The organism is Cryobacterium serini, assembly GCF_004404025.1.
Lineage (GTDB): Bacteria > Actinomycetota > Actinomycetes > Actinomycetales > Microbacteriaceae > Cryobacterium > Cryobacterium serini.
The window spans coordinates 93,369-115,629 of the sequence record NZ_SOHN01000011.1 but is presented as its reverse complement, the minus strand read 5'-3'; the positions used below and the strand labels follow the sequence as shown (position 1 = coordinate 115,629).

Annotated in this window: 16 protein-coding genes; 15 read left to right on the top strand and 1 reads right to left on the bottom strand. The window is 62.9% G+C overall.

Annotation, left to right across the window (positions count from 1 at the left end; all coding sequences use genetic code 11):
- The first annotated feature begins 96 nt into the window (after positions 1-96).
- Positions 97-1,362 carry a variant leucine-rich repeat-containing protein gene (locus E3T51_RS09830; RefSeq protein WP_134529671.1) on the top strand — a complete coding sequence of 422 codons (1,266 nt, stop codon included), beginning with the start codon at positions 97-99 and terminating at the stop codon, positions 1,360-1,362.
- Entirely contained in the window at positions 1,363-6,648 is a 5,286-nt protein-coding gene (locus tag E3T51_RS09825) for a VWA domain-containing protein (RefSeq protein WP_134529670.1), read from the top strand.
- Between the two features lie 102 nt (positions 6,649-6,750).
- Here the strand turns inward: E3T51_RS09825 and E3T51_RS09820 are convergent, their stop codons facing one another.
- Positions 6,751-8,148, bottom strand: a complete 1,398-nt coding sequence (locus tag E3T51_RS09820; protein WP_478213444.1) for an HNH endonuclease signature motif containing protein — start codon at positions 8,146-8,148, stop codon at positions 6,751-6,753.
- A gap of 536 nt (positions 8,149-8,684) precedes the next feature.
- Here E3T51_RS09820 and E3T51_RS09815 point away from each other — a divergent pair.
- The 13 genes from E3T51_RS09815 (at position 8,685) to E3T51_RS09755 (ending at position 22,252) form a co-directional block, all read left to right on the top strand.
- Positions 8,685-10,406 carry a GspE/PulE family protein gene (locus E3T51_RS09815; protein WP_134529817.1) on the top strand — a complete coding sequence of 574 codons (1,722 nt, stop codon included), beginning with the start codon at positions 8,685-8,687 and terminating at the stop codon, positions 10,404-10,406.
- Positions 10,407-10,565: 159 nt separating this feature from the next.
- Positions 10,566-11,744 (top strand): type IV pilus twitching motility protein PilT, encoded by a 1,179-nt coding sequence (locus E3T51_RS09810; RefSeq protein WP_134529668.1) that lies wholly within the window; start codon positions 10,566-10,568, stop codon positions 11,742-11,744.
- Positions 11,745-12,974, top strand: a complete 1,230-nt coding sequence (locus E3T51_RS09805; RefSeq protein ID WP_134529667.1) for a type II secretion system F family protein — start codon at positions 11,745-11,747, stop codon at positions 12,972-12,974.
- A gap of 156 nt (positions 12,975-13,130) precedes the next feature.
- Positions 13,131-13,583: a prepilin-type N-terminal cleavage/methylation domain-containing protein gene (locus tag E3T51_RS09800; RefSeq protein ID WP_134529666.1), complete on the top strand. Its 453-nt coding sequence runs from the start codon at positions 13,131-13,133 to the stop codon at positions 13,581-13,583.
- 105 nt (positions 13,584-13,688) lie between these two features.
- Positions 13,689-14,084 (top strand): type IV pilus modification PilV family protein, encoded by a 396-nt coding sequence (locus tag E3T51_RS09795; RefSeq protein WP_134529665.1) that lies wholly within the window; start codon positions 13,689-13,691, stop codon positions 14,082-14,084.
- 16 nt (positions 14,085-14,100) lie between these two features.
- Positions 14,101-14,754 carry a hypothetical protein gene (locus E3T51_RS09790; RefSeq protein ID WP_134529664.1) on the top strand — a complete coding sequence of 218 codons (654 nt, stop codon included), beginning with the start codon at positions 14,101-14,103 and terminating at the stop codon, positions 14,752-14,754.
- Positions 14,736-16,112 carry a hypothetical protein gene (locus tag E3T51_RS09785; protein WP_134529663.1) on the top strand — a complete coding sequence of 459 codons (1,377 nt, stop codon included), beginning with the start codon at positions 14,736-14,738 and terminating at the stop codon, positions 16,110-16,112. The genes E3T51_RS09790 and E3T51_RS09785 overlap by 19 nt, the downstream gene beginning before the upstream one ends.
- Positions 16,105-16,947, top strand: a complete 843-nt coding sequence (locus E3T51_RS09780) for a prepilin peptidase (protein WP_134529662.1) — start codon at positions 16,105-16,107, stop codon at positions 16,945-16,947. The genes E3T51_RS09785 and E3T51_RS09780 overlap by 8 nt, the downstream gene beginning before the upstream one ends.
- Before the next feature lie 71 nt (positions 16,948-17,018).
- Entirely contained in the window at positions 17,019-18,071 is a 1,053-nt protein-coding gene (gene pilM / locus E3T51_RS09775; RefSeq protein ID WP_134529661.1) for a type IV pilus assembly protein PilM, read from the top strand.
- A gap of 107 nt (positions 18,072-18,178) precedes the next feature.
- Positions 18,179-18,724 carry a hypothetical protein gene (locus E3T51_RS09770; RefSeq protein ID WP_134529660.1) on the top strand — a complete coding sequence of 182 codons (546 nt, stop codon included), beginning with the start codon at positions 18,179-18,181 and terminating at the stop codon, positions 18,722-18,724.
- Positions 18,725-18,728: 4 nt separating this feature from the next.
- On the top strand, positions 18,729-19,394 hold the full coding sequence (locus E3T51_RS09765; protein WP_134529659.1) for a hypothetical protein: 666 nt from the start codon (positions 18,729-18,731) through the stop codon (positions 19,392-19,394).
- 219 nt (positions 19,395-19,613) lie between these two features.
- Entirely contained in the window at positions 19,614-21,023 is a 1,410-nt protein-coding gene (locus tag E3T51_RS09760; protein ID WP_277613343.1) for a type IV pilus twitching motility protein PilT, read from the top strand.
- On the top strand, positions 21,023-22,252 hold the full coding sequence (locus E3T51_RS09755) for a type II secretion system F family protein (RefSeq protein WP_134529658.1): 1,230 nt from the start codon (positions 21,023-21,025) through the stop codon (positions 22,250-22,252). Before E3T51_RS09760 ends, E3T51_RS09755 begins: the two co-directional genes overlap by 1 nt.
- Positions 22,253-22,261 lie beyond the last annotated feature (9 nt).

The window sequence follows — 22,261 nt, the reverse complement described above, 5'->3', positions numbered from 1 at the left end:
GCGCTTTAGTCCACCGAGCACCGGCCCAGCGCTTCAGCAGTCGCTGGGCCGGACGGTCGACCACACCTCACTCACACTCAGTACTGGAGCCAGCCTGTGAATCCCACGCTTATCGCCCTGCAGAACCTTGCCGCTGACCCCCAGAGCAGCCCGGAGCGCCTCGCCGAGCTTGCCCAACAGTATCCGGAATTGCGGGAGACTATCGCGCAGAACCCCGCGAGCTATCCCGGGCTCCTGCAGTGGATCGCCGAGGTCACAGCGGCAGATCTGGCAGCGGCAGAGTTGGCGAACGTGGAGCTGGTGGCAGCCGATCTGCCAGTCGGCCTCGAGAGTAATGGTTCGCCCGCGCCGGAGCTGGTTGCCACGGCTACGGCACCGGAGCCGCGGGAGCACAAGGCGCGCTGGTGGATGGCCGTGGCGGCGGCATCCATTCTCGCCCTCATGCTGGCGAGCGGTGCCGGCGGAATCTTCGCCGGTTGGGCCGTGGCTAATCACTTGGTCGTGGCTGAGATTACGCGCACGAGTCCAGAGGTCATCACCGTGGCATTGCCCGAATATCAACCCGGCGACGTGGCCATCATGCCCGATGTGCGCGGACTCGCTACCGATCGGGCACTGCAGGCTATCGTCGATGCGGGTGTCCCGGCCGAACTCATCGAGGTCGCCACCCGTCCGGCAGCCGGCGTGATCGGCGTCATCGTGCAGCAAACGCCGGTCTTCGGCGCCGAGAATCCTACGAGCGTCACGATCCTGGAATCCACGCCCGCCGTCGTGCCTGCCTTAGCCGACCGTTCTGCCGCTGAGATTATCGACGAGCTGCAGGGTATGGGGGCCCGCGTCGAACAGACGCGCCAGTACGTCCCCGGCGCCGTCATCGGGATGGTCACCAGCGTCATTCCGGCGCCCGGCTCGGCGCTGCCCGAATCGGTCGCGATCATCATCGCCGACAGCGCCTCCCGCATTCCGCTCGACGATGTTGAGATGAGCGAGGGGTCTCCAAACACGAGTACACGGTCCGTGGGAGGCCAAGATTACGACACCGTGCTGGCGCTGTCTTCCAGCACCGACACCGAAACATTCAACTGGTCGCTCGATGGTTATGCCGCCGAGATTACCGGTGCGCTCGGCCTCGACGACGATTCCTCGTCCGACGATCCGGTTACGGTCGTCGTGCTCGCCGACGGCGCCGAAATTGCCCGTTATACGGTGGTCAAAGGCCCATCGGTAGCGTACAGCTGGCTCGTCGCCGGCGTGACCGACCTCACAGTGCAGGTCACGAACACCGAATCAAGTCGCGGTTCGCGGGTCGTGCTGATTGTGCCCGAAGTTCTGGGCAGCATCGACGAACTCGGAAAGTTCTAAGTGAGTGCCTCGGGGGCCGCTCCGACACCGCGTCGTCGCGCAGCACTCATCATGATCGCCGCCGGGCTCGTCGTAACCCTGGTACTGGCGCTCGGGGTCGTCTGGTTTCTCATCGACGGCCGCAGCAGCGCTTCCGCCGGCACCCTCGATGGTCTCGACGACGCAGGCCTGGCCGGAAGCTGGCACGCGGTCGAACCGTTCGCGGTCGGGTCAGAAGACCTTGTCGCAAATGCCGTGACCGAGTTTTCCATTGACAGAGCGGATGCCGAGCTCCCCAAAAATACCACCTCCGTTTTGCTGCAGTTCGAGATCGTACCCGGCGACCAGACCGGTGCAATCGTGATTGGTGCAGAGCCGAGCGACAGCCCGGCCGTGAGCTTCAGCGCTAACGTGCCTGGCACGACCTCGCAACTCGTACTGCTCGACGACACGGGATCGTTCACCCTGACCGCCGACCAGACGGTTACTGTCACCTTGACCCTGTTCGCCTACCTGCAGGTCGCCGAAAAGGGTGAGCCGGCGGTCGGCCCCGGCGGCAGCGTGGCCATCGCACCCCGCCTCGTAATCGACACAGAGGCAGGCCTCGGCGGCACGCTCGCCGCCATCGACACGCCGATCACGCTCAGCCCCCAGGGTCTCGGCGCCGTGCCGACCGAAGACGTGGCGGCAGTCTGGCTGCAGGTTGCCCTGCTCGGTTCCGACGCGAGGCTCAGCCTGCCCACCGAGGGTGCCGATGACAGCCCGGCCGTTGTGCACAGCAGCGGAGCCTGGACGAATGCACTCATTCTGGTCCCGCTCGATGATCGCGGCCTGTTCCAGTGGAGCTTTAGCGGCACAGTCGACGCTGTGCGTGCGAGCGTGACCGGCTGGGTAGCCGGCCAGATCCGGTCGCTCGACGCTGCCACCATCGTCGGCGGGCTCGTTCCCGTCGCTACCACCGCCCTGGACCCGGCAGACCCGGCGCCGACCCTGCCGACAGCGATTGACAGCGCGGCCGTCGGATCCGCGCTGTACAGCGTCGAAATCACGAGCGCCGCACCCGGCACTGTGAGCGCTGACGCCGGTGACAGCCGGGCCGATGACCGACGTGAGACGACCCTGCCGGTGCGTGGAGCGGCGTCCTCTCTCGTCATCGCGGGCCCTGGCGGCACCATCAGCCTGCCAGACGGAGCAATTGCGGAGTCGCTCACCCTGCTCGGCTACTTTCCCACCGTACTGCCGGCCAACGATAACGCGCCGACGCTCACTATCACCCGACCGGCTGCCAACGGCACGGTCAACCTCGGCGACGCTGGTGGAACTTTCTCCGTTCGCGGCACGATCGAGCAAGCGGATGCCGGTGTGCAGCTCGTAGAGGTGCGTCTGGGCAATCGTTCCATCGGAAGTGCCCACGTCAACACGACCACGACTCCGGTGAGCTGGAGCATCGAGACCTCTGCGACCCCCGGCGAGCACGAGGTGAGCGTCACGGTGACCGACTGGGCCGGCCAGACCGGCCAAGACGATGTCGCGTTCAGCGTAGACGTACCGGCCGAGAGTGCGGCCATCGCCAACAACCGCACCGTCGTGCTCGATGCGGCGAGCCTCAACGTAGCATCCAACCTGACAGCCTCGTCGATTTCCTTTGCCGGGCTGTCTCCGGCGGTCGTCGGCGAGTTCATCGTCGCCGGGGTGTCGACGGCAACGCCGGACGGCATCATGCGTGAAGTCACCGCGGTCGAACTCATCGACGGGCTCGTGGTCCTGACGACCCGGCCGGCAGCGTTCGGCGACATCGTGCTACAGGTCAATCATCGAATCGTGGATCAGGCGGTGCTGCCCGACGGGGCCGAAACGGCGAACGAGGGCGTGGCCGCCGAAACCGCGAGCGGCGATGGTCGCCCGGTCGTTCTGCCGGCGTCCTATTCTGCTGCCGCGCAGACGGCCGAGACGGCCGACCCAGTGGGCTTCCCTGGTACCGACTCGGCTGAAACACAGCGCATCGGAGTCGTTGACCTCAGCGCCAAGGTCTCAGTCACCACCGAGCCCGAAGTCTCCGTCGAGTATGAGAGCAAGAGCAATGATCTCAAAATGAGTATCACCGCCTCGGCCGAAGGTGCAGACGCGAGCTTCTCGGCCGGCGACACCGAGGTATCCGTTCCCGCGCCAGCCGCAAATTCCAGCCCGGCTCCCGTGCCGAGTTCCACTCCCGCACCAACACCCAACAAACCCACGTTCAGCGGTAAGGCCAGCGTCGAGTTGGGCGTCGCCTTCGAACTGGTCACCTACTCCACATTGACCATAGAGATCGCACCGTTCTGGGAATGGACCCGCGACGTGCGCACGGTTCTCAACGAGTTCGAATCCAGCGTCAAGCAGCAGCAGACGCAGACGATCGAGGTGAGTTCCTACGGGAAAATTGCCGTGGCCTACGGCTCGGGCAAAAAGCAGCGACGCGTGGGCCAGATCGGCACACCGCTGCAGGTGACCGCCGGCGACCTCCCCCACGTTTCGCTGGGGCGTCTGGTGGGCGTCATTCCGACTCCTGTCCCGATCCCCTGGGTGCTCACTTTCGACCTGAGCGCGGAGTTCGACTGGTCACTGTCACTCACCGGCACCACCACATTGACGGCCGTTGAACGCATCACTCGTGAATTCGGTGTGCGCCTCGAGAGCGGCAAGCTTAAATCGTTCACCGAGACCGTCACCGAGACCGCCCCCACCGTGTGGAAAAGCGAACTTGAGGTTGCCCTCGGCGCGACGCTCTCCCTGCGGGTCGACGCGATGATCTATGACATGGCCGGGGCCTACTTCGGCATTGACATCACCCCGGCCCTCACCGTGGGCTCTGAGGCCGAAGGGGCGACCGGAGCGGAGACATCCGTTTTGTTCACGAGCACCTTTGACATCGTCGTTATGGGAGTTGTCGGCGTGAAACTCGAACTGTTCGACAAGAATCTGCTCAGCTGGGAAGCAGAACCGCATCAGCTGTACAAAAAAGTCTTCTGGGAAAAGGAGTACACCCTTGATGAGCTCGCGTTCGCTGTTACTCGGGACAAAGTTTTTGCCCCCGAGGTCGACCCCGACACGGCCACCGGAACCGGCAACCGCGCACTGCTCGTCGTCGTAGACATTTCTGGATCGATGATGGGTGAACGTATAGAGAAGGCGCAGGACGCCCTCACCGAGCTGGTGATGAGTCAGCCGCTGGGTGCCGAGGTCGGCATCTGGACCTACGGTGGCGGCTGTGACGAACCTGGTGACTACGCCATCGAGGTCGCACCGGTCATGGGCACCGGCGATCTGGTATCGGAAATTCACGGCTTCACCGCCGGTGGCGGTACCCCGACCGCCGAAGCGCTGCTCGCTGCGACCGCGCAGTTGCAAGAAGACGGCCATACCGGCGCCACCGTGGCTCTGGTATCCGACGGGGAAAGCGGGTGTGGCGATCCCTGCGAGGCCGCGGCCCAGATTCGCGCGCAGGGTTTCGACCTGCAGGTGCAGACCGTTGGCTTCCAAACCTCCGGCCTGGGCGAAACTGAGCTCAAGTGCATCGCCGATGAGACCGACGGCACATACACCTCCGTCGACGACGTTGATGCGCTCGCCGACAAGCTCTCCGAACTCGGTCGAGCCAGCATCGATCTAACGGTCGCCGCCGGCGACACCATTTTAGCCAATCAGGCCCAAAACGTTGACGTCACGGTCACGAACCCCTCTGGTCGGGACGCGGCAGATATTACCGTCGCGCTCACCTTTCCGAGCGGTGATCTGGTGCCGCTGGTCAGCCCGTCACCGCAACTGTTGTTCGGCAACCTGCCGTCCGGGGCCAGCAGCACGCAAAGCGTGCAACTGTACAGTACGGTGCAGAACGCGATCGGCGACACCGACTATCGGGTGATTGCCTGGGGTCCAGAGGTCGATGCCGTCATCGTCGAAGGCAGCTACGTGACCCTGCAGCAGCGCACCGAACCGATCAAACCCGGGCCTATTCTGGCGGATGCCGCGACGAGCGACTATCCGGCAGCTCTCGTCGGCGACGGCCTGGCGTCAGCAGACCCCGGCGCCGCCTGCCGTTCTGACGGTGGCGGTGACGGTGATAGCGGAGCCGCCGGGTACGCCGTCGCTGTGGCCGCATCGACCGACCCGGTCGTGCTCGCCTGCGCAGCAACGTCGGGCAATAACTTGCTCGGTTCGCAAGTGCGAAGCGGCGCGGACAACCAACTTGAACGCCTCGCAGCCGAGCCGGCCGTGAGTGAGGTGGTCGTTTCGGTTGGCGCCGCCGACGTAGGGCTCGATGCCCTGCTCGCCCTATGTGCCAGCTCCGGCTGCGCGCTCGACGATCAGGCCGTGCGCACCGTGATCGGCAAGGCTCAGGCGCTTGACCTGGGCCCGGTTTATCGCAGCATTTGGGCGACAGTGAACACGGCCCAGGCTCGTGAAGCTCGCGGTGGCGCCCACGCGCCGGTTATCGTGACGGCTTACCCGCAGCTGTTTTCGAGTGACCGCGGCATCGATTGCACCTCAGAGTGGGGCCGCGCCGAAGCCCGTGTTGGGCACACGGTCATCGCCTACCTGAACGCGTCCCTTGAAACCGCGGCCCTGCGCGTGGCCGCTGACGGCTATGAGGTCTACTACGTCGCCGGGCCCGAAGATGCCCTGCAGCCCAACCACACCCTGTGCGATGACGACAGCTTCGTGACGGTGACTGGCGAGGGGCAGCTTGTGCCAAACGCCGACGGCTTCGCCGCGATCGGTGATGCCCTGCTGCTCTGGAGCCAGAACCGTGCGCGTGTCGAACCCACGGCATCCGCTTTGGCCAGCGCCGAGCGTTACGCGGTGCCTGCGCCCGGCTTCAGTAAGTCCATTGGCCGTGCAGTCGCTGGCCTCGCCAATCCCACGAAGTTGGCCGAACTTGGTGTGAACGGCCCGGCTGTGCACGTGTCGCCGGGGCAACAGGTGCACGTCACCGGTTCCGGCTACCTGCCTGGCTCGCCGGTGGTCGTGACCCTCTTCGGCGACCCGAGCATTCTCGGCACCGCCACAGCGGATGCTGCCGGCCGCGCCGAGCTGACCGCCATCGTTCCTCAGCAGACGGATCTCGGCACAGCGACCCTGACCATGAACGGTGCTTCAGCGACCGGGCTGGAACTGGAGCTGGTTCGCGATCTGCGGATCGGCGCTCTCGTGCCGGTTTGGATCGTGGCCACCGTGTTCGGCGGCTTGTTGTTGCTGCTGGCCGCGATCGGTTTGGCGCTGTTCGCCCGGAGCCTGGCCGGGGGTGCCTCGCGTCGCCGCGCCCGCTAGAGTCCCGTTGCGTGCACGCGGAATCTAGTGCGAGAAATCTCGGCGCCTCAAGGCTCCGCCGCATTCAGATTGTAGAACCGGGTCGTTCAGGTGCGCACTGGCTCAGGTGCGCCAGGGTGGTTCGGGGCTGGGGGTGTTGGCGNTGGCGCGGTGGGTGTGGGCTGGCCGCCAGGTTTGGGTGGGGTCCCAGAGTAGTGGTCCGCGTATTTGGGGTCTGCCGTTGATGATGCGGATGTTCCAGCCGTTGGTGTCGATGGTGTGGTGGTGGAACCAGCAGAGGAGGGTGCCGTTGTCGATGGTGGTGGGGCCGTGTTTGCGCCAGGGGATGACGTGGTGGGTTTCGCACCAGTGGGCGGGGGTGGTGCAGCCGGGGATGATGCAGCCTTCGTCGCGGGCACTGATCGCGGCGCGTTGTTTGGCGGTGAAGCAGCGCATTTTGTCGCCGAGGCGGAGGATGTCGCCGTTGGCGCCGATGATGGCGTGTTGGGCGCCGCCGGCGCAGATGGCTTCTTTCACCCGGCGCAACGATACTGGGGCTTCAATGCCGTCGATCCAGCCGACACCGTGGCCTTGGTCGAGGTCGGTGGCGTTGATGTGGATCATGACGGTGGGGGCGGCGCCGCCCATGGTCGGGGTTCTCGGGTCGCGGGCGGCCGCTTCGAAGACGGAGCGGAGGATGTCGGCGCGTTTTTCGCCGGCGGTGCGGCGGTCGCCGTCGTAGCGGGGGTCGCCGGTGAAGGGGTCGGCGCTAAACCGTTGACCATCTGCGTTCGGATCACTAGCGTCGACGCCGTCCAGCTCGCTGGGGTCGTCGCCGGGTTCGGTGGGCTCGAACCGCGGTGTGCGAGACCGGGCCGACAGGTACGTGTCGAAGAGGGTGTCCATGATGCCACGCAGTTCCGGAGTGACGTCGGCGCGCAGCGGGTAGAGCCCGTTGCGCAGCAGCCCGAACGTCAGAGAGCTTTTTGCTTCGACGAGGTCGTCGTTGGGGGCGGTGCCGTCCGGGTCGAGGCGACCTTGCCATTCGAGGGCTTGCGCCCGCAGCAGGTCGGGAGCGAAGCGGATGCCTGCCCCGGGCAGCCCGGCCGTTTCCGGGGTGATCGCTCCGGTCGCCGACGCGACCAGTGCACGTTCCACCTGGTCGAGGTCGTCCTGCAGGACTTTCCCGTGCAGCGCGGTCAACGTGGTGGCGATGATTTCTGCCGACTCCACCCCGAGCTCACCGCTGCTGAGTCCGGCGGCAATGACCGGGTACCGGGCCGGCACGGGCAGACCCAGCGGCGTGCGTTCGACCGTGGTCTCACCCAGCTTCAGGCGCCGTTTCGCTTCGCGGCCGGAGATACCGGCGAGTTGGGTGATGAACTCGACCCGGTTGCGGCATCCGTTCTTGTAGGCGAGCGAGCCGTTGCCGAGGTCGGTTTCGGCACGGACACCGATGTCGGTGGTGGCGCGTAGCCTGACACCATCAACCTTGCGACCCAAACCCTCCAGGGCTGCCATGACCGCGACAGCTTCGCTGTCATCGAGCTGACCAAACCGCACCCCGTCAAACGCCAAAGCCAGAATCGCAGCAGCCTGCGCAACTGCCGCAACGCGAGAACCCCTGGGCTCCGGCATGCGGCCGGCTGTTGCGGGCGGAGCGGTGAGGGTCATGGCGTCGGTGCCTCCTTCACCCCCAATTATAGCCCGAATCGAGAACAAACACGAGACAATCTCAACAAAATGGTGACGTACAGTCAAATTTTATTTTGATCCGCGAGAGCGGGTAACGGCCACTTCGGCCCTCCTGAAGTAGCCATGTACCCGAAATAGCGAGCTGTAGCGCAACGGGGGTAGACGACCAATCTCCCCAATGAACCCATTATGGGCAAAGTTGCCCCTGAACTGGGGCCGCTATTTGGAGGGTCGCCAGCGGTGAGAACGGGTTGCGCCTTTCCCCACCGCGATAACGTAAAGAGTCAGTCTCGAGCCGCGACTGCGGTGTGCCTCCACAAAGGCACGTTGAGATGACTGAGAACCGGGGGAGCCGCGCATACGTGACCAGCCTGACCGAAATTTTAATCGTGCACGGACTGCTCCCGAACGAGCAACTCGACACCGTACGTTTGAACGACCGCGCTGACGAAGCTATGGTGCGCAACCTGGTCGAGGTGGGCACGATCACCGAGCTGCAGTTCGCCAAAGCACGCGCCGAGCAGAAAAACCTCCCATTTGTCGAGCTGCTCGACTATCCCGTAGATCGGCTGGCCGTGGCCAAAGTGCCCGCCGCAGTCTGCCGCCGGGCCAACGTGCTGCCCATCGGCTTCGAAGACGGTCGTCTCGTGGTGGCTATGGTCAACCCCGGCGACGTATTCGCCGTGGACGACGTGCGTGAGGCTGCCCGCATGCGAGTCAGCCCGGTCGTCGTCGAGCCGTCCGATCTGCACGCGGCTATTGCACGCTACCATCGTGCCGATAACGAACTGATCGATCTCAGCACCACGCTCACTGCCGACAGTGAGGAGCCCGACGACACCCCGACGCCAGCGGAAACGGATGACGCAGCACCGATCGTGCGCTTCGTCAACCTGTTGGTCAGCCAAGCGATTCAGGACAAAGCGTCGGATATTCACATTGAACCCGGCGAGAACGACGTGCGCGTGCGTTACCGCATCGACGGCGTGCTGCACGAGATGCAGAAGGCACCGTCAACCATCGCCGGCGGCGTCACCTCGCGCATCAAGATCATGAGTGATCTCGATATCGCCGAGCGCCGTAAACCGCAGGACGGCCGCATGTCCGTGCACCACAACGGTCGCACGGTCGACCTGCGTGTTGCCATTCTGCCCACGGTCTGGGGTGAAAAGGTCGTTCTGCGAATTCTCGACAACGCGACCTCGTCGATGAGAATGGACGGCCTCAACCTGCTCACCGATAACTTCAACGAGTACGAGATGGCGTACACCAAGCCCTACGGCATGATTCTGGTCACCGGGCCGACAGGCTCGGGTAAGTCGACCACCCTCTACACAACCCTGCACGCTATCAACCGGCCAGAGATCAACGTGATCACCGTTGAAGACCCGGTCGAATACCGCATGCAAGGGGTCAACCAGGTGCAGGTGAACCGCAAGGCGGGCCTCACCTTCGCTGTGGCGCTGCGTTCCATTCTGCGTGCAGACCCCGACGTTGTGCTATTGGGTGAGATTCGCGACCAGGAGACCGCGAAGATCGCCATTGAGGCCTCGCTCACCGGTCACCTCGTGCTGTCGACCCTGCACACCAATGACGCTCCAAGCGCCATGACCCGGCTGACCGAGATGGGCATCGAGCCGTTTCTGGTGGGTTCGGCGCTGGACTGCGTTGTGGCACAGCGGCTGGCTCGGCGCCTGTGCGACCGCTGCAAGGTACCCGATGATCGCACCGACCTGGCTTATCTGGGTTTTGTGGTCAATCCCACGGTGGGCTACGTCTCGAACCGTTCTACGATCATGCCGGAGATCGGTCCGGCCATCGACCCCACAACAACGGGCACCATCATCTACAAGCCCGCCGGGTGCGCGAGCTGCTCGCAGACGGGCTACCGCGGCCGACTCGGCATTCACGAGGTCATGACGGTGTCCGAAGAAATCGAGCGGCTTACCGTGGCCCGCGCCTCGAGCGCGCAGATCGGAGCCGCGGCACGCAAGCAGGGAATGGTCACCATGCGTGAAGACGGCTGGGCCAAGGTCGCTCTCGGGCTGACCTCGATCGACGAGGTGCTCCGTGTGGTTTCCTAGTTTCTGGGATGCCCCGGTTCGTCAACGTCAGACCCCGCAGGTATCGCAGTGACGTCGTCCGACTTCGGTTATGCCGTCCAGGAATCCGATGACACTGAATATGGGAAGCCGGTCGCTGACATGCCCGCCTCTACCGTTGATATCCGTTCCAGGAGGCTTATGCGTTCCGAATCATCGACACAATTCAGCGCACCAACGCCCGATCCCGACCTGCTCAAGGCACTCCGGCTCGTGTTAGACGAGGGAGCGAGCGACCTGCACATTTCTGGTGGTGCACCGCCGAGCATGCGCGTTGACGGTTCCCTGCGGCCGATTCCCGGGTGGGATCGTTGGTCGCCCGAGAAGGTCGTCGCTGCTCTCAGCAGCATTTTGTCGGCCGAGCAGCGGAACGAATTTGATCAGGAGCTTGAGCTCGACTTCGCCCACACGGTGGAGGACACCCGTTTTCGGGTCAACTTCTACCAGCAGCGCAACACGGTCGGTGGCGCCTTTCGTCTCATTCCGAGTGAGATCAAATCGTTGGCTGAGCTGGGCATTCCGGAATCTGTTGCGCGGTTTGCACACCTGCCGCGAGGCCTCGTGCTGGTCACCGGCCCCACGGGCTCCGGTAAGACCACCACCCTGGCCGCAATGGTTGACCTCGTGAATCGCACCAGGGACGACCACATCGTGACGGTGGAGGACCCGATCGAGTTCATTCACGAGGGCAAGAAAGCGATGATCAGCCAGCGTGAGGTCGGGCAGGACACGCACAGTTTCGCATCCGCTCTCAAGCACGTGCTGCGCCAGGACCCCAACGTTATTCTGATCGGCGAGCTGCGTGACCTTGAGACGATCTCGGTTGCATTGACCGCCGCTGAGACCGGCCACCTCGTTTTTTCCACCCTGCACACCCAGGATGCGGCGCAGAGCATCGAGCGTATGATCGACGTTTTTCCGCCGCACCAGCAGGCGCAAGTGCGCACGCAGCTCGCGGCGACCCTGCGAGGGGTGGTCTGCCAGACCCTCGTGCGCAAGATCGGCGGCGGACGCGTGGTCGCGACCGAAATTCTGGTGACCACGGCAGCCATCGCGAACCTCGTGCGGGAGGGCAAGACGCACCAGATTGCTTCGGCGCTGCAGTCGGGTCGATCGCTCGGCATGCACACCATGGACCAGCACCTGGCCGAACTCGTCAATGCCGGCCAGATCACCCGTGAGGCCGCCGAAGAGAAGGCAATGGACGTCGACGTGCTCAAGCAACTCGTGCACCGGGTTGATCCGACGACCGCCCCGGCAAGCGATCTGAGCCATGGCGAAATTGACTTCAACGATTCATTTTCGCGCGGGAGGCGCTAGATGTCTTCCGAAACCTCGTTCAGCTACACCAGCCGGGATTCCCGCGACCGCGTAGTCAAAGGTCGTATGGACGCGGCGTCGGAGCGGGCAGCGCTTCTACAACTGCGCTCCATGGGGCTCTCGCCCATTTCGATTGCGCCGGCCCGCAAGCTCACGGGGCTTCACGCGGATCTGAGCATCCCCGGGTTTCAGAAGCACATCGGCCTGACCGACCTCGCCGTGATGAGCCGCCAGATGGCGACCATGACCGCGGCCGGGCTGTCGCTGCTGCGCACACTGAATATTCTGTCGGAGCAGACTGAGAACAAGCAGCTCGCCCAGGTGCTCGCAGGTATTCGCAGCGACGTCGAGACCGGCGTGTCACTCTCCGATGCCTTCGATAAGCACGACGTGGTGTTTCCCCCGATTATGATCAACCTGGTGCGCGCGGGGGAGACCGGTGGTTTTCTCGAAGACGCCCTCAACTCCATCGCGGACAACTTCGAGTCAGAGATGAAGCTGCGCGACACGATCAAGAGCGCACTCGCCTACCCGGTGATCGTGCTGGTCATGGCACTTCTCGCCGTGGTGGGCATGCTCATCTTCATCGTTCCCGTGTTCGAGAAGATGTTCCAGGGTCTCGGTGGCGAACTGCCCGCGGCCACCAAGGTGCTCGTTGTGCTCTCCAACGGCATGATTTGGGTGGCCCCGGTGCTGCTCATTGCCGTCATCGTTTTCTCGTTGTGGTGGCGCAAAAACAAGCACACCCTGGCCGTGCGCCGCGTGGTCGACCCATTCAAGCTCAAACTGCCCGTGTTCGGCCTGCTGCTCTCCAAGCTTGCCATCGCACGGTTCAGCCGCAACTTCGCGACCATGATCGGCGCCGGTGTGCCTATATTGCACTCGCTCAAGATCGTCGGCGAGACATCGGGCAATTGGGTCATCGAGTCAGCACTGGTCAAGGTGCAGGAATCAGTAAGTCAGGGCCGCTCCATTGCGGGGCCCCTCTCACTCGAGCCGGTCTTTCCGACCATGGTCACGCAGATGATTGCCGTGGGAGAGGATGCCGGTGCGCTCGAGCAGATGCTCACCAAGATCGCCGATTTTTACGACCAGGAAGTGCAGTCGACCACCGAGCAGCTCACCGCGCTCATCGAGCCACTCATGATCGCCGTGATTGGCGTGATCATCGGGGGCATGGTCGTGGCGCTCTATCTGCCCATGTTCAGCGTTTTCGACTACGTCAATTAGTAGTCAGGAGGTACAGCCCCCGTTTGGGCTGCACTCCCACTGGGGGTAGGCGTCTCCCCAAAAAAACAACGGTTCAGAGTGGGGGCCAACCTAGGCTTAAAAGCGGTTAAGCCCACCGCATTTCTCACTGCTGCACCACGCAAAGGACACAGACATATGAACCGCTTCTTTACGACAGCCCTGGTCAACAAGCGCAAGGCCCTCGGAGAGAAGGAGAAGGGCTTCACGCTCATCGAGCTCCTCGTGGTGGTACTCATCCTCGGTGTTCTCTCTGCGATCGCCATCCCGATCTACCTCGGCCAGCAGGACAAGGCCAAGGACAGCGCCGTGGAAGCCGCTATCACCAATGCCAAGACAGCTGTTGTCGCGGAACTGGTTGAAGGTACCGCGCTCACCACCCTAGAAACCGGCTTTCCGAGCGGCCTTACCGCGTACACCGAGAGCGGAGAAATTTCAGTCGCCATGGACGTAACTTCTTCGACGACCTTCATTATTACCGGTAACTGGGGCGCGACGATTGGCACCGATCATCTACACCACATCACCGAAAAGGGCGCTGCGGAAAAGGGTGCGGCGCCTGTCGCCACGACGGCTGCCGAGGTGGGGTAGCACTGCCTCACGGCCCTATACCGGTAGGGCGTCCCAGACGCCCTGCCGGTGCTTGAAATTGCCCGTAGTCGAAGGGAAGTAGTGTCAGTGCCACACCGCCCCGTGATGAATTCACGACCTCGCGACGGCGGCTTTGGCATGATCGAGATTGTCGTCTCGATGCTGCTGCTCTCCCTTCTCGCTATAGCCTTTCTGCCGATGCTGGTCACCGCGCTGCGAGTTTCGGTCTCCAATGCGTCCCTATCCACGGCCACGCAGCTCGTGTCTACGCAAATGTCTGAGCTCCGTGCCCTGGGCACGACCTGCGCGGTGCTTGAGACGTACGGCAATAATCTCCCATCCGAGTTCGATGCGGGAGGACGTAAGTTCTCACAGACCATTGAGATTGACTGTCCGGCCAGCGACTACCCAGCGAAAGTGCCCGTGACAGTATCCGTTTCTGCAAGTGACCCGGTACCTATGCTCGCTGAAGCCACCACACTCATCTTTGTCACGGGCTAGAGGACCTATGCCAACGATGCAACACAAAAAGCGACGCCACATTTCTCGGCTACTCGCTCGACTACGCGAGCGGCGCTCTAACGAAGCCGGCTACACCCTGGTCGAGGTTCTGATCTACTCCAGCTTGATGGTGCTCATTTTTACGCTCGTTGGCGGTATTTTACTCAACGCCATGGAGTCCGAACAAAAGGTTCTAGCTAGCGCTGACGCCAATGGCGTTAGCCAACTCATTGTTACTTCAATATCTTCCGGGATGCGCAATGCCACCCAACTCGACCTGCCTGAGAACACCCCCGACGACCCCGATGACCAACTTCTCGTGCTCACCACCGTAAGCAGCGACCCGGCCCAGACCGCAGCGGACCGCGTCTGCCAAGCATGGTTTTACACAGAAGAGAACGGCGGAGCCATGTACTACCAGCGAGGCGCGACCCCGGAGGCTATCAACGCGACCAGTGTCGACAATCTGACCGGCTGGACTCTGCTCGGTTCCGGCCTCTTCCCAAACGGTCAACCTATCTTCTCTGGCGCGAACACAGTGAACCCGGCGATCACCCTCAACTTCATGATCAACGCAGACGGCGACGGCAGCCCGGCACTCATCTCAACCGCGTTCAAGACTCGCCAAGGTCCGTCAACGGAGACTGCACGATGCTTCGAAATCGAGTGACACCGGCCGCTGTCGCCAGTGAGCGTGGCAGCAGCTTGCTCGCAGTCGTCGGGCTCATGGCTGTGGCTGCCATTGCCACTCTCGCGATCGCCGGATCCACCATGAACTCCCTCGGTGTCAGCAGCGCCGCCCGCGCAGGTGTGCAGGCCCAAGCTGCGGCCGAGGCCGGCATTGACGACACCCTTTTTAAACTCACTACTGCCCCTTGCGACACAGTCACCCTCGGTACAGCTGTCCCTACGCCAGTCGCTACGGTCACCATTTCGTACTGGCCCAGTGCCATCACCGGCGACTGGGGCAACGGCTGCCCTGTCGGCGACGCCGTCACGCAAATCAAGATTGTCTCTACCGGATATGCCATTCAGAACGGTCAAGCCGGCAACGCGAGCGGTAACACGCGAACTATCGAAGCGATCTATGCCCTGAATATGACGGGATCCGGCACGACGGATGGGATTGCCATCTACGCGGATTCGGGTTTTTCCGTAGTCGATTCTGTGGCTATCCATGCAAACACCTCATCGATTATTGTGCGCAACGGAGACGCAAGTTGTGTCGGTTCTGGCGCCAACGTTGGCAACGTGCTCCTCTACGACGGTGACTTGCGATTGGGCGAGTCCTGCGCCGTTTACGGGAATGCCTGGGTCTCCGGCAAGCTAACTATGAGCGGAACGGCGGCAGTTCACGGCACTGCTAAGGACAAGTCGAAACCGGAATTCGTCGATCCCGGATGGTATGACCTGAAATACAAATACTCCAAGACAAATGGGGCTAAGCCCAAAAAGGAAAAGAGTCAGAAGGATCAGGCCGCTTGGGCATATTTCGAAAACGTGGTGCCAATTGAGGGTACGTGCACTCTCGCTGCGCTCCAGTTGGCCGCTAACGACCTCGCTGGCGCTCCTGGAATCATCGAGTGCGCCGATGGTGTCGACGTCTCGAGTAATGGAACCCTGACCATCAGCAGCGACATTGCTATCGTCGCGGACAGCTTTCAATTTCGGGAAACTGCTCGAATCGATGCCGCAGCGAAGCAAAAACTCTGGTTGGTGACTTCGGACAAGTCGCCCAACGATAAGGCAAAATGTAATGGTCACGCTGGTAACTTTTCAGTAATCGAATCAGTCAAAGTCAATCAAAACGTTGATGTGATGGTTTACACGCCCTGCAACGTTAATATCTCCACCTCGTCTCAGTGGCGGGGTCAAATTTGGGGCGGAACCGTGCAACTGGGCAACTCGGGTGTTTACACCTACGCTGAGGTCGGTTTTCCGGGCGCAACCTCGGTCAGTGGCGGGGCAACAGCTTCGGGGATTTCTACCCTGGGTGTGCGGCATTCGATTCGAGACCTGAATGGCTAGCATCGTTGCCGGGCTATTCGGCATCCTGGGCGCCGTCATCGGTTCCTTCCTCAACGTGGTGATCTACCGCATACCGGCCGGCCGCTCCATCGTCTCTCCGCCGAGTTCGTGTAGCTGCTGCGGCGCGCGCATTCGGCCGTACGACAACATTCCGGTATTGAGTTGGTTCGTGCTGCGCGGCGAATGTCGTGATTGCCGGGCGCCGATTTCGCCCCGTTACCCCGCGGTGGAACTTGGCACCGGAGTCTTCTTCGCGATCGTGGCTCTCTGGGTGTTCTCGACCGCCGGTTCTGGCTGGGCGGCCGTCACTGCCAACGACAACACCCTCGCCACTCAGCTCATCGTGCTCGTGGCGTTCCTCTACTTGGCGGCGATCAGCGTTGCCCTGGCCATGATCGACCTCGACACGCACACCCTGCCAAACAAGATTCTGCTGCCGGCCTACCCGGTGGCTGCCGTGTTGCTCACTGCGGCCTCCCTTGTGGCGGGCGAACCGGGTCGTCTGCTGACCACCCTGATTGGAGCGGGGGCGCTGTTCGGCCTCTACCTGGCCCTGGCGCTGATCAGCCCCGGCGGCATGGGGCTCGGTGACGTGAAACTTGCCGGGCTGCTCGGCCTTTACCTCGGCTATCTGGGGTGGGGCCCCCTGATCGTGGGGGCGTTCGGAGCCTTTCTGCTCGGCGGCGTGTTCGGGCTCCTTCTGCTCGCCACTCGTAAGGCCAAACGCCGCAGTGGCATTCCGTTCGGCCCGTGGATGCTGCTGGCCGCCTGGCTTGGCGTCTTCTTCGGCGACGAGATAGCCATCGGCTACCTCACGCTTTACGGCCTCGCCTAATTGGCGGGTGTCACGACCCGGCCCGCTCTTCGATCACCGCTTATGAACCGAATTCTTACTGGGGGAAACAAATGACGACACGTGTGGTCGGACTCGACATCGGCACCACCGCCGTGCGCGCCGTAGAGATGCGGGATGCCGAAACGGATCATCCCGTGCTCGTGCGCTGCTACGAAGAGCTGCTGCCCTTTGGCGCGGTCAGCCGCGGTGAGGTACTGGAGCCGGCTGTCGTCGCCGCGGCGCTGAAGCGGATGTGGTCGAGCGGCGGATTCACGACCAAAGACGTCGTGCTCGGAATGGGCTATCACCGCATGGTCGTGCGCAACCTGACCGTGCCCAAGATGTCGCTGCGCCGCATTCGCGAGTCGCTGCCATTTCAGGTGCAGGACCTGCTGTCGTTTCCCACCGCCGAGGCGCTGCTCGACTTCTACCCCATTGCCGAGGTCGACGGCGAGGGGGAGGCTGACCCGCAAATTGCCGGGCTGCTGATCGCAGCCATGAAAGGTGTCGTGCAGTCGCACATCAGGGCCGCCCGGCTTGCCGGACTGCGCACGATCAACGTTGACATCATGTCGTTCGCACGCAGTCGTGCGATTCACCGCGCAGTGACCGCCCCCGAGGTGATCGTGCAGATTGATATCGGTGGCGGCTCGTCGAGCGTGCTTATCTCGTCGAACGCCGTGCCGCAGTTCGTGCGCGTGATTCCTTCCGGCGGCAATCAGCTCACCAAGGCGCTGCGCGTGCGTCTCGACCTCGATGAAGAGGCGGCGGAGTTGCTTAAGAGGCGGGTGGGCCTAGTGGATGAGGCTGCACCAGAAGATGAAATAGCCGCCACGATCATTCGGGAGATCACCTCGGAACTGCTCGAAAGCCTGCGCAACACCGTTGCCTACTTCACGAACAGCCGTCCGGAACTACCCATCGGACGCATCGTGCTCATGGGCGGGGGCGCCCGGCTCGAAGGCTTCGGTACTGCGCTCAGCGCGCTGACTCGTTTTCCGGTGGTTGCAGCGAAACCGTACGGCGCACTCGAACTCGGACCCGATGTCAATCAGCAAGATCTCGACAACTCCCAGTGCACGTTCGTTGCTGCGCTTGGCCTCGCACTAGGGAGCAAGGCATGAGACGCACAACGGATGGCCATGAGCTGGTCCTCGGCGGGGAACCACGCGCAGACCTGCTTCCCCCCGAGCTCAAGGCCGCCCGTCAGGGCCGGCTGCTGCGCCGAATCATGTCAATCGTTGCCGCCGGCATCGTGCTGGTCGTTATCGCCGCTGTCGCGACCGTGTCCCTTGAAGCCGGGCGGGCACAAAATCGGCTTGCCGCCGCCGAGGCGCGCACCACAGAATTGTTGCAGGAGTCCGCAAAATACTCGGAGGTTCGCAACGTTCAAAACCAAATAGAAATGACAACGGCTGCGCGGCAGCTGGCTGCTGAAACCGAGGTCGATTGGCGTGCTTACATGGTGGCCGTACGAGCAAGTCTGCCGTCCGATGTCACCATTGAGGCTATTGCGGTCGGTTCCGGTACGCCGTGGGCGGAATACGAGCAAAGCAGCGTTCCCTTATATAACCCGCGTGTTGCCAGTCTGACGCTGAGCTTAACCAGCCCGACATTGCCAGCTGTTCCCATGTGGTTGACGAACCTGCGCACGCTGCCCGGCTACGCCGATGCCCACCCCGGTTCGGTGACCCGCACCCAAACCGGTCAGTACGTCGTCGAAATGGTCATCAATATCAATGAAGATGCGCGATCAAATCGCATCGGGGGACAGTGACACTATGACTCGCAACAGATTATTCGGCGCTGTGCTGATCTTGATCGTCGGCGCTTCGGTGGTTCTCGGCGGCATGCTCGGGATCGCGCCAAAACTGGACGAGATTCAGGCCGCAAAGGCACAGCGCGAGGTCATACTGACGCAGAATACTCAACACGAAGCCGATCTGATCGTTCTCAAACGGGACTTTGCCGGAATCGCAGAACTCCGCACCTACCTCGCCACCCTGCAGAGCGGGGTACCGGTCGATGCCGGAATTCCCGACTTTTTGGATGAGCTCGAAGTCATTGCCCGACAGAACAGCGTGACACTGAATTCGCTGGTCATCAGCGACGCGGTTGCTTTTCAGCCCGCCGCGGAAGTGGCCGCCGACAGTGCTGCGGCAGAGGCAGGAACGGGCACGGATTCCGCAGCCGTCGCATCCGCTGTTCCCGCGGCATCATCGGTTCTCAACCCGGAAAACTATCTGGCGGTAACCGTTACCCTGACAATCGCCGGTGCTCACAGCAATCTCTTCGACTTCGTGGCCGGCCTTCAGCACGGCGAGCGGAGCATCGCGATTTCCACGGTGGTGACCGATACCGGTGAGGGAGCGAGCGTGAACGAAATGACCGTTCTCGGCACGATCTACGTTCTGCTGGATCCAACCGGGGTGACGCTCAGCCAGTAAGCGGCACACCCCCAGATCGCGGGCTACCGCCGCGTAGGGAGCTTCAATAGCGTTGCGCCAGACGTAGACCTCTTGCGAATAAGACTTACCCTGGCTCCATTCTCGCGAGGCCTGCAACGACCGTTCGCCGTACCCTCGGCGAGTGGTCGCGTACCCGAAGGGCCGCATTTCTTCGCGGCAATCAGTACCCGACACGCTTGCTCCGAGAAGGAATTGCTCATGGACGACCCGAAAACCTCTCTGTCACGAAACGACACCCTCATAGCCGGCGACCTGGCGGGCTTCGCCCCGGTTTCGGCAAGCGCCGCAGTGAACGCCACCCACTATGACGAAATTCATGTGCTGCCCACGAATCTCCGGCGCAGGCGTGTGCCGCTCCGAAGCGTTCCCGGCGACCGCATGCTGCGCGGTGTCGACCCGGCCGCGCCCGATGTTCTCGGCCTACCCGACGTCGACCTGTTCGAAGCCCTCCATGAGGTCGTGCTGCGGCAGGCATCCGACCTGCACGTATCTGTCGGCGCTCCGCCGAGCATTCGCCGCGACGGCGATCTCGGCCCGGTCGGCGTCGGCCCGGCCTGGTCGAGCCAGAAAGCAGACCGGGCCATCCGCAGCATTCTCACCCGGGCTCAACAGGTCATCTTTGATCGTGATCATGAACTGGATTTCGCTTACACGCTGCAGGATGCCGCGGTCACCGGCGCGTCCAGCCGATTTCGGGTCAACGTGCACCAGCAGCGTGGCGCCGTCGGCGCGGTCTTTCGGCTCATTCCACACGAGATCAAAGACCTTAAAGCCCTGGGTATCCCTCAATCGGTGTCCACATTCGCCGGGCTGCCTCGCGGGCTGGTACTCGTTGCCGGGCCGACCGGCTCGGGCAAATCCACGACGCTGGCAGCCCTCGTCGACCTCGTGAACAGCACCAGGGCCGACCATATCGTCACAGTCGAAGACCCGATCGAGTTCTTGCACGCCCACAAGAAGTCCCTGGTGACCCAGCGCGAGGTGGGGCACGACACGGCGAGTTTCGCATCCGCTTTAAAGCACGTGCTGCGGCAGGACCCCGACGTCATTCTCATCGGTGAATTGCGCGATCTCGAGACGATCCAGGTGGCACTGACCGCCGCAGAGACCGGGCACCTCGTGTTCGCGACGCTGCACACGCAGAGCGCGGCGCAAACCATCGACCGCATCATCGATGTGTTTCCACCGCACCAACAGAACCAGGTGCGGGCACAACTCGCCCAAACCCTGCAGGGCGTTGTCTGCCAGACCCTGGTGAAGTGGGCGAACGGGGCCGGCCGGGTCGCCGCGACGGAAGTTCTGGTCACCACTCCGGCCATCGCCAACCTCATTCGTGAGGGCAAAACGCACCAGATCGAATCGATGATGCAGACCGGGCGGGAACGCGGCATGCACACCATGGATCAGCACCTCGCCGAACTGGTCAACACGGGGCAGATCACCCGCACGGCCGCGCACGCCAAGGCCCAGGATATTGCCGGACTCGAACTGCTCATTCACCGCGCCGAACCGGCGGCCGGGGCCTTTGCCTTCGCGGGGGCCGGAGCCGGGTACGACGCCGGCCACGACGTCGACTACAACGTCGGGTTCTCCCGCGCGGTGAACTGATGCCGGACGCACTGGTCTTCAATTACACCGGTCGCGACACGAGGGGCAGGAACGTTAAGGGACGAGTCGATGCGCAGAACTCGGGTCAGGTGGCCGCGCGACTGAACTCTCAGGGCATCGCTCCAGTCTCGATCGTGGAGGCTCCGCCCGCCACCGGAATGGCGCGGTCCATTGCGCTGCCGGGCTTCTCTCGCGCGGTTCGCCTGAAAGATCTCGCCGTTCTGAGTCGGCAGTTCGCGACCATGATCTCGGCCGGGCTGTCGCTGCTGCGGGCGCTGCGCATTCTCAACGAGCAGACCGAGAGCAAACCGCTCGCGGCGGTGCTCGCACTGGTGCGGGACGACGTCGAGGCCGGGCAGTCTATCTCGGACTCGCTCGCGAAGCATCCGCTGGCCTTTCCCCCCATCATGGTCAACATGGTGCGGGCCGGCGAGACCGGCGGTTTTCTCGACCAGGCCTTGAACTCGATCGCCGAGAACTTCGAGAAGGAGGTCAAGCTGCGCGACACCATCAAGGCGGCGATGACCTATCCGGTGATCGTGCTGTCCATGTCGGTTGCCGCCGTGATGATCATGCTGATCTTCATCGTGCCCATCTTTCAGGATATGTTCGCCGGGCTCGGCGGCTCGTTGCCGCTACCCACCCAGCTACTCGTGACCCTGTCGGGATCGATGATCTATGTCGTGCCAATCGGCCTCGTTTTCGGTATCGCGTTCGCCGTGTGGTGGCGTCGCAACAAACACACCGACCGGGTGCGCCGGGTGCTCGACCCGCTGCGGCTGAGAGTGCCAGTGTTCGGCCCACTGCAGAAGAAGATCTCCGTGGCGCGCTTCAGCCGCAACTTCGCCAACATGCTCGGCGCTGGCGTGCCCATTCTGCAGGCCCTCGCGATCGTGGGGGAGACCAGCGGCAACTGGGCCATCGAGAACGCCCTCAGCCAGGTAGCGGAGGGGGTGCGCCGCGGGCAGTCGGTCTCGGAGCCGCTGCAGGAGCATTCGGTCTTTCCGGCCATGGTCACCCAGATGATCGCAGTGGGAGAGGATGCCGGCACGCTCGAGCTGATGCTCGACAAGATCGCCGACTTCTACGATCAGGAGGTGCACACGGCCACTGAGCAGCTCACCGCCATGATCGAGCCGCTGCTGATCGCCTTTCTCGGCGTTGTCATCGGCGGCATGGTCGTTGCCCTCTACCTTCCCATCTTCAGCATCGCCAGCATGATCAAGTAGCCCTGTCTG

Coding starts and splice junctions, on each gene's coding strand:
- E3T51_RS09810 (WP_134529668.1), top strand. CDS start 10,566: ATGCGTTCCGAATCATCGACACAATTCAGCGCACCAACGCCCGATCCC.
- E3T51_RS09805 (WP_134529667.1), top strand. CDS start 11,745: ATGTCTTCCGAAACCTCGTTCAGCTACACCAGCCGGGATTCCCGCGAC.
- E3T51_RS09800 (WP_134529666.1), top strand. CDS start 13,131: ATGAACCGCTTCTTTACGACAGCCCTGGTCAACAAGCGCAAGGCCCTC.
- E3T51_RS09795 (WP_134529665.1), top strand. CDS start 13,689: ATGAATTCACGACCTCGCGACGGCGGCTTTGGCATGATCGAGATTGTC.
- E3T51_RS09790 (WP_134529664.1), top strand. CDS start 14,101: ATGCAACACAAAAAGCGACGCCACATTTCTCGGCTACTCGCTCGACTA.
- E3T51_RS09785 (WP_134529663.1), top strand. CDS start 14,736: ATGCTTCGAAATCGAGTGACACCGGCCGCTGTCGCCAGTGAGCGTGGC.
- E3T51_RS09780 (WP_134529662.1), top strand. CDS start 16,105: ATGGCTAGCATCGTTGCCGGGCTATTCGGCATCCTGGGCGCCGTCATC.
- pilM (WP_134529661.1), top strand. CDS start 17,019: ATGACGACACGTGTGGTCGGACTCGACATCGGCACCACCGCCGTGCGC.
- E3T51_RS09770 (WP_134529660.1), top strand. CDS start 18,179: ATGTCAATCGTTGCCGCCGGCATCGTGCTGGTCGTTATCGCCGCTGTC.
- E3T51_RS09765 (WP_134529659.1), top strand. CDS start 18,729: ATGACTCGCAACAGATTATTCGGCGCTGTGCTGATCTTGATCGTCGGC.
- E3T51_RS09760 (WP_277613343.1), top strand. CDS start 19,614: ATGGACGACCCGAAAACCTCTCTGTCACGAAACGACACCCTCATAGCC.
- E3T51_RS09755 (WP_134529658.1), top strand. CDS start 21,023: ATGCCGGACGCACTGGTCTTCAATTACACCGGTCGCGACACGAGGGGC.